Origin of the sequence: Porphyromonas sp. COT-108 OH1349, assembly GCF_000768755.1 — a bacterium.
Taxonomy (GTDB): Bacteria; Bacteroidota; Bacteroidia; order Bacteroidales; family Porphyromonadaceae; genus Porphyromonas_A; species Porphyromonas_A canoris.
On record NZ_JRAH01000020.1, the window covers coordinates 59,171 to 75,585 of the forward strand.

The window sequence follows — 16,415 nt, forward strand, 5'->3', positions numbered from 1 at the left end:
AACATATTCGCATGAAAACAACCGGGATAGTAAGAGGCATTGTGTCTAACCTCGTAACGATAGAGGTGGATGGACCGGTGGCTCAAAATGAGATCTGCTATATCTCAGTGCGGGGAACCGAACTGATGAGCGAGGTTATCAAGATCATTGGAAAGAACGCCTATGTTCAGGTCTTCGACAGTACACGCGGTATGAGAGTCGGAGATAAGGCTCGCTTCGAGCAACATATGCTTGAAGTGCAACTCGGCCCCGGGCTTCTCTCCAAGAATTTTGACGGTTTGCAGAATGATTTGGACAAGATGGAGGGTGTCTTTCTAAAGAGAGGCGATTATACTCCACCGTTGGAAATGGATTCCAAGTGGGAGTTTACCCCCATTGCCAAAGCAGGTGATGAGGTTGAAGCGGCGTCTTGGCTTGGAGAAGTGGACGAGAGCTACAAGAGCCATAAAATAATGGTGCCTTTCGTGTTTAAGGGTATCTACACCGTGAAGAGCATCGCTCCTGCCGGAACTTATGCACTTACGGACACTATTGCCGTGCTTGAAGACAAAGACGGTAACGAGCATAAGGTAACGATGGTACAACGCTGGCCCGTGAAGCTGCCCGTACCGGGATACAAGAATAAACCAAGACCATACAAACTCCTTGAAACAGGAGTACGTATCATAGATACCTTCAACCCGATGGTGGAAGGGGGTACAGGCTTCATCCCCGGTCCTTTCGGTACAGGTAAGACCGTACTTCAGCATGCCATCTCGAAGCAGGCAGAAGCGGATATAGTGGTTATAGCGGCTTGTGGTGAGCGTGCCAACGAGGTGGTGGAGATCTTCAAAGAGTTTCCGGAACTGGTGGACCCTCACACAGGAAGAAAGCTTATGGAGCGTACCATTATCATAGCCAACACATCCAACATGCCGGTAGCGGCTCGTGAAGCATCCGTATATACGGCGATGACTATCTCGGAATATTACCGGGCGATGGGGCTTAAAGTGCTTCTGATGGCAGACTCTACTTCTCGTTGGGCACAGGCTCTTCGTGAAATGTCTAACCGTTTGGAAGAGCTTCCGGGACCGGACGCATTCCCAATGGACCTTTCTGCCATCATTGCCAACTTCTATTCTCGTGCAGGTTATGTAGAACTTAAGAATGGCGAGAGCGGCTCCGTTACATTCATCGGAACGGTATCTCCTGCCGGAGGTAACCTGAAAGAGCCTGTAACGGAAAATACCAAGAAGGTGGCTCGATGCTTCTATGCCCTCGAACAAGACCGTGCGGACAAGAAGAGATACCCGGCCGTGAATCCGATAGACTCCTACTCGAAGTATCTGGAATACCCGGAATTTGAAGAGTATATCTCCGCTATAACAGGAAAAGAGTGGCTCAAAATGGTACACGAATGCCGTACCAGAATGCAACGTGGTAAGGAGATAGCCGAACAGATAAACATTCTCGGAGACGATGGTGTGCCGGTTGAGTATCACGATATATTCTGGAAATCCGAACTCATAGACTTTGTTCTGCTCCAACAGGATGCTTTCGACTCGATAGACTGTATCACTCCTCTGCAAAGACAGAAATATATGTTGGAGATCGTGGTAAACATTTGTAGAGGCGAATACGACTTTGAAGACTTCAACGATGTATCGGCATTCTTCAAAAAGCTCATCAATATGCTCAAGCAGATGAACTACGCAAAGTTCCAAGATGAGAGCTTTAAGAAGTATGAGGTAGAACTACAGAGTGTTATCAATGACAAGACTCTTAAATAAGATTCAAGACGATGGCGAATAAAGCATTCCAGAAAATATATACAGAGGTTACGAAGATAACCAAAGCAACCTGCACCATTAAGGCACAGGATGTAGGGTATGACGAGCTGGCAACAATAGATGGAAAGTTGGCTCAAGTAGTGAAGATACAAGACGATGAGGTTACTCTTCAGGTCTTCCGTGGTACAGAAGATATTCGTACCAATGCGGAAGTGGTTTTCCTCGGAAACTCTCCATCGCTCAAAGTGGGGCCGTCTCTTGCCGGACGTTTCCTTAATGCCTATGGCGAACCAATAGATGATGGTCCGCAGCTTGAAGGTAAACAGGTGGAGATCGGAGGCCCTTCGGTAAACCCTGTTCGCCGGCAACAGCCATCCGAACTGATAGCTACGGGTATCGCCGGTATCGACCTTAACAATACCCTGGTAACAGGGCAAAAGATTCCGTTCTTTGCAGACCCTGACCAACCTTTTAACCAAGTGATGGCTACGGTAGCACTTCGTGCGGAAAGTGATCTCATTATTCTTGGAGGAATGGGTATGACGAATGACGACTACCTGTACTTCAAAAACACTTTCACTAATGCAGGTGCACTGGATCGTATTATCTCTTTTATCAATACGACAGAAGACCCTTCGGTCGAGCGTGTACTTATTCCGGACATGGCTCTTACGGCAGCAGAGTATTTTGCAGTAGAGGAACACAAGAAAGTGTTGGTACTGCTGACGGACATGACAAACTATGCCGATGCTCTTGCGATCGTGTCTAACAAGATGGATCAAATCCCTTCCAAGGATGCGATGCCCGGCTCTCTCTATTCGGATTTGGCTAAGATCTATGAAAAGGCAGTACAGTTCCCCGACGGAGGTTCTATCACCATAATTGCGGTTACAACGCTATCGGGAGGAGATATTACGCATGCCGTTCCCGACAACACCGGTTACATCACCGAAGGGCAGCTCTATCTCCGTAGAGATACTCAGGTAGGAAAGGTTATCGTAGACCCATTCCGGAGTCTTTCTCGCCTAAAACAGCTTGTAATCGGAAAGAAAACACGAGAAGATCATCCTCAGGTGATGAATGCCGCTGTACGTCTATACTCCGATGCTTCCAATGCACAGACCAAGTTGGAAAACGGTTTTGACCTTACCGAGTATGACTCTCGAACGCTCGACTTTGCCAAGGATTACTCTCGCCACTTGTTGGCGATAGACGTCAACTTGAACAATACCCAAATGTTGGATACTACTTGGGGTCTCTTCTCTCAATACTTCAAACCGGAAGAGGTAAACATCCGTCAAGATTTGGTAGATAAGTATTGGCCCTCAAAGTAAGAGATAATGGCTATTAAATTCCAATACAATAAGACCTCACTACAACAGCAGGAGAAGCAACTCAAAGTGCGTGTGCGAGCTCTTCCTACAATAAAAAGCAAGGAGAGTGCACTGCGTATGGAGGTAAAGCGAACCAAGAGCGAAGTAGAGAGACTTGAGAATGAGTTGGAAATGCGTCTCGGAACGTATGACAACATGAAGGCTCTTTGGAATGAACTGGATCCTTCACTCTTGGAAGTAAAAGATGTGAAGATGGCGACAAGAAAGATTGCAGGTGTGGTCATTCCATTGCTATCGGATGTCGAGTTCAATGTAAAACCATTTAGCCTTGCTGCTCATCCTGCATGGTTTATGGAGGGTCTCTCTCTGGTCAAGGAGCTTGCAACGGTAGGGATACAGGCAGAATTTGAACGCATGAAAATGAATCTGCTCGAACATGCCAGAAAGAAAACGACTCAAAAAGTGAATCTCTTTGAGAAGGTACAGATTCCGGGCTATCAGGATGCCATAAGAAAGATTAAAAGGTATCTGGAAGACGAAGAATCTTTGGCTAAGGCAGCACAAAAAATCATGCGGGCAAACTTAGAACGTAAAGCAGAAGAGGAGGTGAAAGCAGTATGATAGTACCTATGAGTAAATACTCTTTCCTCATCTACAGGAAAGAACACGAAGCGTTTCTGGAACGGCTGAAATCACTCGGAGTGATTCATATCCGCCAGAATCGGAATACAGATGAGATAGAAAATATCAAGTCTCTTTTGGGAAAGAAAAAGGAGATTGCAACCATTCTTACCCTGTTGGAGATCATCCGGAAAGCTGAAGCCAAAGAAGAACAGCAAGCACAGCATTCCGATTTTGTTGTGCCACAAAATGGTGAAGAGTATGTTGCCACATTCTTGGAGGCTCAAAAGCAGATCAAACAGCTTTCTCAAAAGATTGCGGCAAACAAGGAGACCATATCTTCTCTCTCTGTCTGGGGAGATTTTGATCCAAGCATCGTAGAAAAATTCAGAAAGGACGGTCTTCAGCTTCAATTCTGGACAGTGCCGGCAAATGCCTATAACGAACAGTGGGAAGAGCTGTTTGGAGCGGTATTTATAGGGGATTCTCAAAGGCTCTTTTACTTTGTAACGCTTTCGCCACAAGAGCTTACTACAAAGGATCTTCCCGAAAGTAGTCTGTTGGATGTCCCGAACAGAAGCATCTCGGATATTGAAGCAGAAAATGAAACACTCTCGGTCAGATTAAAAGAGGAACAACTTAAACTCTCGGCATTAGCACAACACAAAGAGATTGCTCAAGCATATCAGCTCTCCCTTGAAGAGACTTACCGAATGGATGATGCCCGTCTTCAAGGTGTATCTCTCTTTGATGATCAGCTCGTCGTACTCGAAGGCTGGTTGCCTCAAAAGAAGGCAGAGGCAATGGAGAGTGCTCTGGATAAAGAGGGTTATGCCTTTGCAGAAATAGAAATAAAGGAAGGAGAAAGAGTACCCATCAAGCTTAAGAACAACTTCTTTGCAAGGGCATTTGAGCCGATCATCAAGATGCACTCATTCCCCAACTACTTCGAGCTTGATCCCACTCCGTTTGTAGCACCATTCTTCATGCTGTTCTTTGCAATGTGTTTTGGGGATGGAGGTTATGGCATAATCCTGCTTCTTGCAGCCACACTAATAAAAAGAAAGTCTTCTCCGGACAAGCAGGCAATGATGACTATGCTGCAATATCTTGGAGGAGCAACCATTATTGTGTCGTTCTTCATGGGAACATTCTTTGGCGTGCAGTATGTCAATATTCCATTCTTAGCTCCTTTCAAAGCCTTCTTCCTATCGCAAGATAATATCATGATCATTGCTATTGCTTTGGGATTGGTACAGATCATCTTTGCGAAAGTCATAAAGGCGGTAAAAACGACCAAGCAAAAAGGACTCAAATATTCCGTATCGCAGTTTGCATGGGCATTTCTGATACTCACCGGAGTACTCTTTTTCTCTCTTCCGTTGCTGAAGATAGAGCTTCCTCAGTGGGTAACTTATGCCGTATATGGACTCCTCGCACTCTTCGGAATATTCATTGTCTTCTTCAACTCTCCCGGTAAAAATCCGCTCATCAATGTCGGTAGTGCAGTTTGGACGGCTTACAATACAGCTTCCGGGCTATTAGGAGACACTCTATCCTATATCCGTCTATTTGCGATCGGACTTGCCGGAGGTATTCTCGGTGGTGTGTTCAACGATCTTGCCATGCAGGTTACCGGGGGACTACCTATATATATTAAATGGTTGCCGATGCTTATTATATTGGCTCTCGGTCATGCCATCAACTTTGGCTTATGTCTCATCGGAGCATTCGTACACCCGATACGTCTCATCTTCGTAGAGTACTTTAATAACTCCGATTATGAGGGAGGAGGAGTCGAGTACAAGCCTCTTCAAAAGCTGAATACGGAAGAAGTACAGTAAGAAATCTTCTTGTACAAATAGATATTACAGATAAAAACAAAATAATAAACACTTAAATAAAACGATTATCTCATGGAAATGAATTTGATGTTAGGATGGCTCGGTATAGCCTTCATGGTAATCCTCTCCGGTATTGGAAGTAGCGTCGGTATTACAATCGCAGGTAATGCAGTGGTAGGAGCGATGAAAAAAGACCCTACAAAGATGGCTTCATACATTACACTATCCGCCCTTCCATCGTCTCAAGGTATCTACGGTTTCTTGGCATTCTTCTTTGCAAAAGGATTCCTTACAGAAGCTATCACCTCTGTACAAGCATGGGCTATCCTTGCCACAGGGCTTGCTCTTGGTGTAGTGGCTCTCTTCTCTGCTATCAGACAAGCGCAAGTGTGTGCTAACGGTATTGCAGGATTGGCTTCCGGACACGATGTTATGGTATCCAGCCTTGTTATGGCAGTATTCCCGGAGCTTTACGCGATCTTGGCTCTGCTTGTTGCTATCTTGACTTACTTTGCTTTCTAATAGATCAAGCAAGAAACGTCGATTATTGGTCTTTCCAAGAATAAAAACCTAAAAACACTCCCGAAAAGAGGCAAGTACTTTTTCGGGAGTGTTTTTGTTGCTTCACTCTTTTTATTAAAATAATACCTTACCTTGTCTAAAGCAGGTTAAAATAGATGGAATCAAGGGTTTCTCGGAAATAATCACTATATTTCGTGCGGAAAAGAGGCACAAAACAGCCCACTTATCCACCAAAAAGAAACAAGATAATCAATAAACAATACATAAAAACAGTAACAACCATGAAGACAAAATTTTTACTTGTTGCCCTATTGGCAGCCTTTTTGGGTAGCTCGGTTGCTGTTGCCCAATATGAAGATGACGCCTATCTGACTCCTTCCCAAGTGAAAAAGCTCAAGGAAAGAGAAGAAAAGGAACATCTCGAATACCTCAAAAGAAAAGCAGAAAAGAGGAAAAAATTGGAAGAAGAGCGAGCTGCAAGGCTGTTGCAACTCAAAAAAGAAGAGACTTACGAAAGCGATCTCATAGACTATTACAACAGAAGAGGAAAGGGATGGGAAGGCATTTCATCCGAAGAGATGGAAGCCAACCTCGATAGACTCGAAGGAGGAAAACGTCCGAGAACAAATGGAAAATACTCCAAGAGAATCAAAAGATTCCATTCGGACAACACGGTAGTGCTAAGGGATGCCGATGTTTATATCGTGGACGATGTCCGTTACAATCCATGGACAGACAGCTACTACGGCTACGACGACTACAACAATGTCTCCATAAACATCTCTTTCGGTTACAGACCATGGAGAGATTGGGGATATCCTTATCCATATTACAGATATTACGGATACTACTATCCTTGGTACGACTCCTATTGGGACTTCTGGGGCTATCCGAGACACCATTATTGGGGTTGGGGTGGTCCGTATTACGGCTACGACTATTGGGGTGGCTATTACTACCGCCCATATCGTCCGCACTACTTCTACGATTATAGCTACGGATACGACTACTATGGATACGGAGGCTACTACTCTACTCCTAAAACGCATTCCTACACCGGACGTTCCGGCTATGGTAGCAACAATAACATAAGAGGCAGATATAGCTCCGATGGTTCTTCCTTAGGTTCACGTTATGGTCAGGATTATGGTCGCACGCTCGACAGGTATCGCAGCGGCAATGATCCTAACTACAACAGTGGCAGAGGAGGAGTGTATCGCAACAGTGGACGTTCGGGAGCAACAGACTATAACCGTGGCAGCAACTACGGAAGCTATGAAAACCGATCAAGATCCTCTTACGACTACTACAACAGAAGCGGTTCGTCCTCATCGTCGTCCAACTCATCTTCTGTACGCAGTAGCAGTTCAGGTTCATCCAACTCTTCTTCCGGAGGCGGAAATCACAACTCCGGCAGCGGTTCGGGAGGCGGACGCGGCAGAAGATAAAGCGTCTTGATCTTATAGTCTTTCACAACAAAGAGAAACACTGATGAAAAGAATAGTATCATATAGTATCAAAGGAATGCTGGGATTGGGGCTTGTCTTATGCTCCTTCTCAGGCTTGCAGGCACAGAATGAGCGGGATGCTCAAAACCTTACAGAGCGTGCTCTCAATGGTACAGCCCGATCCATGGGTATGGGTGGAGCTGTCGGAGCATTGGGAGCAGACCCTTCTGCCATACGGATCAATCCCGCTGGTGTAAACCTCTACACCTCACACATCATACACGGAACATTCGGATTTGGCAATCTCAACACTGCTACCGAGTGGGGTATGAATACCAAGACCGGTATCTCTACCACTCACAGGCCGAGAGCGTTAAACAACTTTACATTTGTGCTACCCTCGACCAGATTGGGTCGTGGTGTGAATCTCTCATTCTCTTACAACAGAGACAAAGAGTTCGGACGCGCTTATCGCATGGAAGCAGACGGTATGCCGGTCTCCATTGCCGACTATGCGGCGAGAATGGCATACAAGATACCTCCTGCTGCCATTCAGGATACCAAGAAAAACAATCCTTATAACTCCGGCTACGAATGGCTTCCGATCTTTGCCGAGAATGCAGGTCTCATAGAACACGTAGATGGTACAGACCGTTATCGCAGTACGTTCATCTACGAGAATCTGAGCTCTGCTCCGGACCACTCCACGCTTAAAGTTCAGGAGAGAGGCGCGGATAAGTCTTTCGACTTCTCTCTTGGGTTCTCTTCCGGAGAGTATCTGCACTTCGGAGCAACGCTCAGACTGCACAGCATCAACTACAATAAGAAAACCTACTATGGCGAGGCATTCGATAGTAATAAGTTTTATACGGACAACTACAGCGACTACAAAGGAGCTGCCTCTAACGACTATCTCGAAATCAGCAATCACCTCAACACCTCCGGTCAAGGCGTCAGTGCCACTTTCGGAGCACTTATAAGTCTTGGTGATTTCGGTCGTATCGGCGTCTCTTATCTTACTCCGCAAGTCTTGGCACTCAAGGATGAGTATATCGCAGAAGCCAGAAGTTTCAACTGGAGATACGACAAAGATAAAAGCCCGTTCAGCTATAGCACTCCGAAAGACTACTACACCCAATACTCTCTGATCAGACCCGGCGTCATCACAGCCAGTGCCATGATTTACTTGGGAGGTTATGGAGTTGTAACGTATGACTTTGACTATTCCAATGCAGGCTCGACCAGACTGAAGTTTGACAATGGTGTCGAAAACAGCAACAACCAATACATCAAAGAGTATTACGGAGCGGTAACAAGCCATAGATTCGGTTTGGAACTTAAACCTACACGTCAGCTTTCTATTCGAGGAGGAGCGGCCATCTACTCCAACCCGATTAAAGATCTTGATGTACTGGGTGAAGACGAAAACGGACTCAAAGAAGATGTCGGAACATCCGGAACAATGTCCGATTTTATCCTGACCAAAGGAAAAAATCAGTACTACACACTCGGTATCGGCTACGCATTCAAGAATGGTTTCTCTCTGGACTTGGCGTATGTAAACAACACTCGTTCGGCTAAGGCATATCCGTTCACCTCATCTTCCTACAAGGCAGACAACAACGTTTATGTCTTCCCATCCAAGGGGGGTAATATGAAACAGATGTCTCACCAAATATTGTTAGGCGTCACTTACAGATACTGATCAGAAAAAAGACTCGTATAACCAATGGGAAAGCTCATCTTTGGGGATATTCTCCTTAAAGATGAGCTTTTTTCATGTGCACTTTTATATAAAAACAGAAGGCTGTTTTTCCTCTTCCAAGACTCTCTTCTTCCTCTTGAATTTACTCTCTCAAAATCTTGAGCAGACCATATCACCCTGGAAAACAGGGCAATACACAGAATCTCGAAAATGAGTTCCAATCGCCCTCCGATCGCTTTCAAGGGCTGTTTTTGAGCCAATATTCGTTAAAAACAAATACCTTAATCGTAAATATTCCCTAATGATAAAATCATATAAAATCCCGTTCAAAAACCGTTAAAATAGCTATTCCGCTGATAATCAAGACTTCAAGAAAAATTCTAAATACGTTTAAGCAATCCATTAAAAGTATTCAGAGGAATCAATAAACGTGTTTAATGAAAACAGTAAACGTATTCAGAAAAAATCTGAATACGTTTAGTTGAAAAACCGAATCTGTTCAGCTTTTTTCCTATCCCTGAAAGCAAATAAGTGTAAATAAAACAAGCCGATTTAACATTTCGGTTCTGCTCTAAAAACAACAGCTTCGACCCAAATAGAAACAGGGGAAATCCGGACTGATAAATGGGATGGAATATATAAAAATAAAGAGTCCGACCCGGCAGGAAGCAGAAACGAGGAGAGTGTCCAAAAATCTTAGACACTCTCCTCGCTATTTCTTTTCTCCTCACTAAAAGTGGTTACTACAAAGTCTATCTTGCTTCTATCTCCAGAACAACCTCGAAATGGTCATCAATAAAGTTATCTTTCAGATCCTTGAAGATGTTTTTGGACGCATAGTTGATTCCCCACTTTGTACGATCCAATACGATGGTCTCGCTCATGGCTTCGTATTCGCCCTCACCTCCTTTGGTTACGGTTACACGGAAAGAGACATTCAGCGTCTCCCCTTTCAGGGTCAGATTACCGGACAACATCTGAGCTTTAGAGCCTTCGATAGGCTCACTGCCGGTAACTTCAAAGAGACCTTCCGGGAACTCTTTCACGTTAAAAAAGTCCTCACTCTTCAGATGCGTCTCCAGTTTGACCTTATCCGGAGAGTTATCATCCAAGTCGTCCACCTCTATGCTATTCATATCGAGCACAATCTTACCGCCAAGTACCAAAATAGTCTTAGGGTCTATCCGGATCTCTCCACTCGCTATCTTCACCTCCCCCCAGTGCTTACCGGTCGGTTTATAGCCGGTCCACTTGACATCGCTGCCATCCGCATCTATCGCCAGGCTCTTTACCGAGGAAGCCATATCCGACATAGCCTCCACAGGCACCGCTTCGGAAGTCCTGCTCGCCTGCCTGTTTCCGGAGCAGGAAAGCAATCCGAACAGAAAGATTACCACAAAAAATATCTGTCTTAACTTCATACTATTCCCATTTTTAGAGATACCGATACCACTCTCAAATATGGTCATACAAAAGTACAAAAATACTCTCTTCACAGCTCTAAAAGATTAAACATCTTGATGTTGGGATGAAAACACCGATAAAAGCAGCCTTGCAAACACGATCAAAGGGATTCAAGGAAAAATTTGGAGCTGTTGAGGGTATAGTCAAGAATAATTAAAGCAATCATACAGACATTACCCTCTCTCCATTTCAATTCTGTATGATACAATTGATATTAGCATGGAGCTTTGCAAGTTTACAGATTTAGATTGAGTTTTAATTCTACCAAGGTACGATTGATAGAGCAAGAAGAACTTTTGCAACGAACGCATATCTCGCGTTTTAATTCCTCTAAGGTACGATTGATAGAGAGAATTTCGATGCTTGACGCAAAATGCAAAGAGCAGTTTTAATTCCCCTTAGGTACAATTGAAAGTAAAAATAATTATAAATCAAATGGTAAGCAAGGAAGTTTTAATTCCGCTAAAGTGCGATTGATACTCTCAAATTTACGAGAAAAGCAGATAAAAACAGAAAGCAAAAGATATCTAAAAGGCTATAATCCAGAATAAAAGGCTGAGCAAATCCGATAACAGAAAACCATAATAGCATTCGGGAATTTATTATTCTATGAGAATCAACACCTGCAATCCCTTTCCGAAAACTACAATAATAGAGTAAAAGAGGACCAGAAACAGACATTGAGCCGTGTCATAAGAAAATATCCACAGAGGCTTTCTCTTTTCCTATTATCTCTTTTTCCAACCAGCGGTGCTGTCGGGAAGAAAAGATGATAACACTATCCTCCTCTTCATCCATTATATCAGAGGCTTCCATTTTGAGTTCGAGAAGCTTTACTTCGGTGATTTCTCCCTCAAACACGGAGTTCTGAATCCAGTTGAGATATTTCCGACACAGCTTCAGCATCTTTGCCACTCGCTTTTCTCCCACATCATATACCAAGATCACATACATCACCAGTACATCTTAAATGGTTCGTATTCCTCTATATCAAGCAGATCTTTTGCCAGTTTGTAACACTCCAACTTTACCAAATGTTTATAGCTGACGGAACGCCCCAATCTTCTGTGCTTGATGGTCTCGGAAAGTCTCTCTTCAAAAGCCTGAACAAAAATCTTCTTCCCGTTTGGATTAAGAATACATCTGTTCAGCTTTCTATCGAAATGTCTCTCCTGAATGAGTCTTTTGTTCAAAACCTTAAATATCGTCCTATCCACAAGTATCGGCTTGAAGACTTCAGAGATATCCAAGCAGAGAGAGTATCGTCGCTCTCCGGGAGTGTGGAGGAAGCTGATGGTGGGATTGAGTTGTGTCTGATGTACCGCCTTCAGACACTGGGAGTAGCACATCATATTACCAAAAGAGATAAGGGCGTTCACTTCATTTCTGGGTGGTTGCTTGCTTCTTGCTCCCATTTCAAAATGATCTATGATGGTATTGAAAGCCTCATAGTAGGCAATTCTGATATTTCCCTCGATGCCCATAACGGCTTCGATGGAATCCGCAGCATTCAAATGTGAAGCAAGAGCCGAGATCTGATCTATGATATCCTGCACATCTTTCCCTCTGTTATTGTAGTAGCTGAGATTTTTCTGCATATTGAAAGCAGCTCCTTTTATAAACTTTTTGGCAAGCGACAGGCGTCTCTCAAAATCCAGATGAGCTTTAGTCTGTGCCAATAACATCTTGCCGGAGAGCAAGGCATCTCTTGACATAAAAGATCCGGTGTAGTTCTCGTAATAGTCAAAGAAGTGAACATCCACGCCATTCTGTCCAAGGAAGTTGAATAAACTGCTATTTGCCCTCAGAGAACCAAAGACAAAAAGATCGTTTATGCCCTCTATCGGAATGTATCGAGGCTGTCCGAAATGCTCAATACCATTTCCATCTTCTTCGATGGGAGTAAAGCGAAGAGTATTGTCCTTCCTTGACAACTCTCCCGGATTGAATAGATAATAACTTTTCTTCATAACTGCTCTGACTCTTTCCCGGAAAAACAAAAATCGTAATAGCTGCAATTCTTACATATCTTAGATGATATCACAGGAGGACACTCTTTACTCTCTATTATTCTTTCTATCTCTTCTCCAATCTCCTGTATCTGCTCTCTGTCCATATCCGTTAGCAAAACCTCCTCGCGCCGTCTGAGTTTCGGATATTCCAATATCCCGGTTGCACCGACCACTCCATTCTGCTCGAGGACATAGAGGTAGTAAAGAAGCTGAAGCCTATGCGCAGGTGCTATTTTATCCGATTTCTTTATCTCATGTACCACTTTGTTTTTAGCATCATAGTAGTCTATCTTTATACCATCAAGCTCCAACTCCTCGTACCGCAAGGATCGTTGCGGATAGCTATTCTCATGAATCAACTTTCCTTCGTACACAAGATCCGATGTATGCTCCATAGTGATCCCGGAAGAAAATAGCCATAGCTTTCTGTGACAGACTAAATAGTAGTTGAAATGAGTACCGGTGATAAACATTGACATCCAACAGACTATAAAAAGACATCTGACTCCTTTAGATCTATACCCTTTTCAAAAGAATAAAAACCTGTATTTACAACAAAAATACTCAGATCTTGCTCTCCTATGACAACCTTTTCTTGACTTATCATATGAGTTTTATTTCCTTTTTCAAACATGTATATGGGAATATCTACCGAATGAGACAATTTCCATATTTCAAATTCCATGCGTGAAGAAAAGTACTTTTTAGGAGGACGTTCTACATAAACAGTCTCTTGTGGAGATATATCACGAGACTTCCAGAAATCATTGTTTGTATCTTCTTTCTCCGGATTATTCATGGGATTGATCATCCAATTATCTCGAAATGAATTTCTCAATTTTCTTGCATTATCTTGTGCTTCAAATGAATATCTACGTTCTTCTGAATATACCTTATTGACCAAATCAATAAGCATTTGCGCAGAATAACAATCTTTAGAGATCAGATCTATTGTACTTGTTAGTGCATCACAAGCTTTCCAACTCTTTGTTTTGTTGTCATAAGATCCATAGGGAGCCGGGTACATACAACCATTCTTTAGAGGAACTATAATATAAAGTTCTCCTATCTTATTATTATCAAAACGACAGAGTCGCCCCGCTCTCTGAGTAAGTCTATCTATCGGACATATATCCGATATCATAATATCAGAGCTTATATTTATACTCATTTCTCCTATTTGGGTTAGAATAGCAAATCCTTTTGCCTCTCCTTTTTCCCAAGCATTTCGCCCAAGCATCTCTATTAGAAGCTCCTCCTTTTTCTTTTTATCCGGCTCTGAAAATCTACTATGATACAGTACAACATCCTCTACTCCTACCCCTCTACTCCTAAACCAATCGTAATACATTATTGCCCTATCTACGGCGTTGGCATAAATAATAGCAGTCTTCTTCTCCAATGCTATTTGTAAAGTATTCTCAATATTCTCCAATCCCTCTCTCTTCTGGATGTCTCTTATAAAAAATCTGACCCTTTGATAATCGGAATCATCTTCAATAAGCTCTGCATTAGAATATCCAAGTTCACGATATTCTGAAAGAGTTGAGTCTGGAAGAGAAGCACTCATCATGAGAATAGGAACTTTCCAATAGCTCAAAAGTTCTAACAAAACTCTAATATTTGCTTGTGTGAAATCATCATAAAAGTCCACTTCATCTACCACTAAACAAGAATTAGCAAGATTAAAAGTAATAAGATGATGATCTTCTCGACTCAGTGTTAATGCCATTAACAGATGATCTATAGTACAGACAGTTATAGGAGTAGCTAAATACCTAGCTAATTGGTGAGTCATTCGCTCTTTTTGCACATTAGAATGTCCCATCTCTACAGCACTCTGATACTTTACATGCCACGATGTCGAATGATACAACCCTGTATCAGAAAGTGTCTTAGAAATGTTAATAGCTAAAGCATTAGATGTAAACCGGGTTGGCATTGCAATCACCAATCGATCGGCTCTCTTATTTTCTATCTGTTTGGATGCCCATAGTAAAGCAGCATCTGTTTTTCCTGCCCCTGTGGGAGCACGTACTAAAAGAAAATCTTTCTTCCAATTTGTCTCTACAAGTTTTTGGACAGTGCGTTTTTCCCAATTCGAGGGAAAGGAATACTCAAAAGAAGAAATATCAACAACATCCAAACCTTCTTCTCTTGCACTCGCTCTGTGATCGGCTAATCTTAAAAGACCTCTTGGACCTGCATAACAATAATGCTCTATTGCTAATTTTTCAGTATCACCTGATTCTGAAATATTATTAGACTCCTTCAAGAACTCTATCCAAATCTCCTTTCCTGCCTCTTGTTTCCATCGTTCCTCATATCGAAATCCCAATTTTCCATGGTGTGCTCCAATGGCGACCTTAAGCCAAAGAGGAAATTTTTTCTGAACGGACTTTATGGAATAAATCTCGTGACGGATTCCCACCATACGGAGATTTTTTCCTACTTCTGTTCCTCTCTCTAATTGATACTGTGAAAAAGATTTAGTCTGTTCCTTTTTTAACCACAAAACAAAGTTTTCATAGTCTTTCCAACAAGCTTGTTGCCAACACTTTTCTCTCTTTCCTTCGTCATGATATCTACAAGCCAACTCCAATCTTCTGGAGAAATCTTTTCCGCTAAAGCTATGATATTTCTCCTTAGTCGCCGGCAATATGGCAACAATAGTCTCTCCTTCACGAACCACATTAGAGGTATGTTCCTCTAATGTGATTCCCGAAGGTTTAGCCAAAATCTTGGATTTTTCCTCTGATATATTTACCCTATTTGAATATGTCTTCATATTTCTTTATAATCTCATTTCCCCTCTCATCTTTTTCAGAAGGATCAAAGAGATTATTTGCTTCTAAGAAAGCAAGTGCGTCACTATATGCTTTATTGACGCTATTCTCTGTTTTATCGTCTCCTATAAAATACTTTGCATTTCTACTATCCAGTTCGGCTATAATATTCTTTCTCTCTTGCTCATCAGCACTAAAATATCTCATAGCCTTTCTACTCAAATGTTCATCAAAAACAATAAATACTTTTTCCGGTTCCCCACAAATAGCATTTCTTGCTTGATTTGCATAGTCATTCATCATTCTGGTTGCTTCCAGATAAAGCTTTACTCTTCTCTTTCTTTCTTGCTCGGTCGCATGCTTGACGTATTTAACTCCAACATTTAATGTTTCTTCATAATTAAATAATTTGGATATACTTAGAGCACTTACATCCAAATGAAAATTCATCAACATAGAATCCCGTTCACTGAACTCTTTAGTCGCCATAGCCTGTTCCTTGGCATTGGCGTCATACTTTATCCTCACCAATAAATCTCTCCCCACATTACTTTCATTTAGAGAAACTGCATAAGTTGCAGAAAGAGGTGCAATACGTCGATCTGTATATCCTCCTTTACTAGGATTCATAAAACCTCCAAGATCAGCACGCAAGTCTTTTTCGACCAAAGAAGTAATACCATCAGCATTAGAAAGAAAAGTATCTTTTCTTTCCGGATCTACCATATTAAGCCTATCCATTGCGGAAAACAAAACATGTCTCTGCATTTGTCCACTAACATAGACTCTACCATCGGGTCTTCTTTTAATAGAATTAGCATTACCCAACAGCTTATCTCCACCATTAGCAATATGGTTTTCAAAGGGTGCTACTATAGACACCAAAATTCCTGTAATATTCATCTCATTT

The 16,415-nt window shown here is 42.5% G+C and carries 13 protein-coding genes; 7 read left to right on the top strand and 6 right to left on the bottom strand.

All coding sequences use genetic code 11. The annotated features are described in order from the left end of the window. Nucleotides 1–11: 11 nt before the first annotated feature. From JT26_RS10170 to JT26_RS05415, 7 genes are all read left to right on the top strand, one after another. Nucleotides 12–1,769 (top strand): V-type ATP synthase subunit A, encoded by a 1,758-nt coding sequence (locus JT26_RS10170; protein WP_052110377.1) that lies wholly within the window; start codon nucleotides 12–14, stop codon nucleotides 1,767–1,769. Nucleotides 1,770–1,780: 11 nt separating this feature from the next. After that, nucleotides 1,781–3,103, top strand: a complete 1,323-nt coding sequence (locus tag JT26_RS05390; RefSeq protein WP_036847299.1) for a V-type ATP synthase subunit B — start codon at nucleotides 1,781–1,783, stop codon at nucleotides 3,101–3,103. A 6-nt stretch (nucleotides 3,104–3,109) separates the two neighbouring features. After that, nucleotides 3,110–3,724, top strand: a complete 615-nt coding sequence (locus tag JT26_RS05395) for a V-type ATP synthase subunit D (RefSeq protein WP_036847302.1) — start codon at nucleotides 3,110–3,112, stop codon at nucleotides 3,722–3,724. Then, a complete protein-coding gene (locus JT26_RS05400) occupies nucleotides 3,721–5,568 on the top strand; it encodes a V-type ATP synthase subunit I (protein ID WP_036847305.1) in 1,848 nt (615 codons plus the stop codon). The genes JT26_RS05395 and JT26_RS05400 overlap by 4 nt, the downstream gene beginning before the upstream one ends. Nucleotides 5,569–5,640: 72 nt before the next feature. Then, nucleotides 5,641–6,090: a hypothetical protein gene (locus JT26_RS05405; RefSeq protein ID WP_036790391.1), complete on the top strand. Its 450-nt coding sequence runs from the start codon at nucleotides 5,641–5,643 to the stop codon at nucleotides 6,088–6,090. Nucleotides 6,091–6,371: 281 nt separating this feature from the next. Continuing rightward, the gene (locus tag JT26_RS05410) at nucleotides 6,372–7,538 is read left to right on the top strand and encodes a hypothetical protein (protein ID WP_036847308.1); all 1,167 of its coding nucleotides are present in this window, start codon (nucleotides 6,372–6,374) and stop codon (nucleotides 7,536–7,538) included. Between the two features lie 43 nt (nucleotides 7,539–7,581). Next, nucleotides 7,582–9,243 carry a hypothetical protein gene (locus JT26_RS05415; RefSeq protein WP_036847312.1) on the top strand — a complete coding sequence of 554 codons (1,662 nt, stop codon included), beginning with the start codon at nucleotides 7,582–7,584 and terminating at the stop codon, nucleotides 9,241–9,243. Between the two features lie 752 nt (nucleotides 9,244–9,995). On the opposite strand, the gene JT26_RS05420 is transcribed toward JT26_RS05415, so the two are convergent. The 6 genes from JT26_RS05420 to cas7p all read right to left on the bottom strand — a co-directional run bounded on the left by JT26_RS05420 (nucleotide 9,996) and on the right by cas7p (nucleotide 16,408). After that, nucleotides 9,996–10,664 carry a YceI family protein gene (locus JT26_RS05420; RefSeq protein WP_036847410.1) on the bottom strand — a complete coding sequence of 223 codons (669 nt, stop codon included), beginning with the start codon at nucleotides 10,662–10,664 and terminating at the stop codon, nucleotides 9,996–9,998. A 733-nt stretch (nucleotides 10,665–11,397) separates the two neighbouring features. Beyond that, on the bottom strand, nucleotides 11,398–11,661 hold the full coding sequence (cas2, locus tag JT26_RS05425; protein WP_036790397.1) for a CRISPR-associated endonuclease Cas2: 264 nt from the start codon (nucleotides 11,659–11,661) through the stop codon (nucleotides 11,398–11,400). Then, a complete protein-coding gene (gene cas1b, locus JT26_RS05430) occupies nucleotides 11,661–12,677 on the bottom strand; it encodes a type I-B CRISPR-associated endonuclease Cas1b (protein WP_036847315.1) in 1,017 nt (338 codons plus the stop codon). Before cas1b ends, cas2 begins: the two co-directional genes overlap by 1 nt. Then, entirely contained in the window at nucleotides 12,674–13,192 is a 519-nt protein-coding gene (cas4, locus tag JT26_RS05435) for a CRISPR-associated protein Cas4 (RefSeq protein ID WP_036847318.1), read from the bottom strand. Before cas4 ends, cas1b begins: the two co-directional genes overlap by 4 nt. 14 nt (nucleotides 13,193–13,206) lie before the next feature. Further along, a complete protein-coding gene (locus tag JT26_RS05440) occupies nucleotides 13,207–15,507 on the bottom strand; it encodes a CRISPR-associated helicase/endonuclease Cas3 (protein WP_052110379.1) in 2,301 nt (766 codons plus the stop codon). Beyond that, nucleotides 15,488–16,408 (bottom strand): type I-PGING CRISPR-associated protein Cas7/Csp1, encoded by a 921-nt coding sequence (gene cas7p / locus JT26_RS05445; protein ID WP_036790407.1) that lies wholly within the window; start codon nucleotides 16,406–16,408, stop codon nucleotides 15,488–15,490. Before cas7p ends, JT26_RS05440 begins: the two co-directional genes overlap by 20 nt. Nucleotides 16,409–16,415: the final 7 nt, after the last annotated feature.

Bases quoted from the DNA above. Each gene is read 5' to 3' on its own strand.
- JT26_RS10170 (WP_052110377.1), top strand. From the start codon at position 12: ATGAAAACAACCGGGATAGTAAGAGGCATTGTGTCTAACCTCGTAACG.
- JT26_RS05390 (WP_036847299.1), top strand. From the start codon at position 1,781: ATGGCGAATAAAGCATTCCAGAAAATATATACAGAGGTTACGAAGATA.
- JT26_RS05395 (WP_036847302.1), top strand. From the start codon at position 3,110: ATGGCTATTAAATTCCAATACAATAAGACCTCACTACAACAGCAGGAG.
- JT26_RS05400 (WP_036847305.1), top strand. From the start codon at position 3,721: ATGATAGTACCTATGAGTAAATACTCTTTCCTCATCTACAGGAAAGAA.
- JT26_RS05405 (WP_036790391.1), top strand. From the start codon at position 5,641: ATGGAAATGAATTTGATGTTAGGATGGCTCGGTATAGCCTTCATGGTA.
- JT26_RS05410 (WP_036847308.1), top strand. From the start codon at position 6,372: ATGAAGACAAAATTTTTACTTGTTGCCCTATTGGCAGCCTTTTTGGGT.
- JT26_RS05415 (WP_036847312.1), top strand. From the start codon at position 7,582: ATGAAAAGAATAGTATCATATAGTATCAAAGGAATGCTGGGATTGGGG.
- JT26_RS05420 (WP_036847410.1), bottom strand. From the start codon at position 10,664: ATGAAGTTAAGACAGATATTTTTTGTGGTAATCTTTCTGTTCGGATTG.
- cas2 (WP_036790397.1), bottom strand. From the start codon at position 11,661: ATGTATGTGATCTTGGTATATGATGTGGGAGAAAAGCGAGTGGCAAAG.
- cas1b (WP_036847315.1), bottom strand. From the start codon at position 12,677: ATGAAGAAAAGTTATTATCTATTCAATCCGGGAGAGTTGTCAAGGAAG.
- cas4 (WP_036847318.1), bottom strand. From the start codon at position 13,192: ATGTTTATCACCGGTACTCATTTCAACTACTATTTAGTCTGTCACAGA.
- JT26_RS05440 (WP_052110379.1), bottom strand. From the start codon at position 15,507: ATGAAGACATATTCAAATAGGGTAAATATATCAGAGGAAAAATCCAAG.
- cas7p (WP_036790407.1), bottom strand. From the start codon at position 16,408: ATGAATATTACAGGAATTTTGGTGTCTATAGTAGCACCCTTTGAAAAC.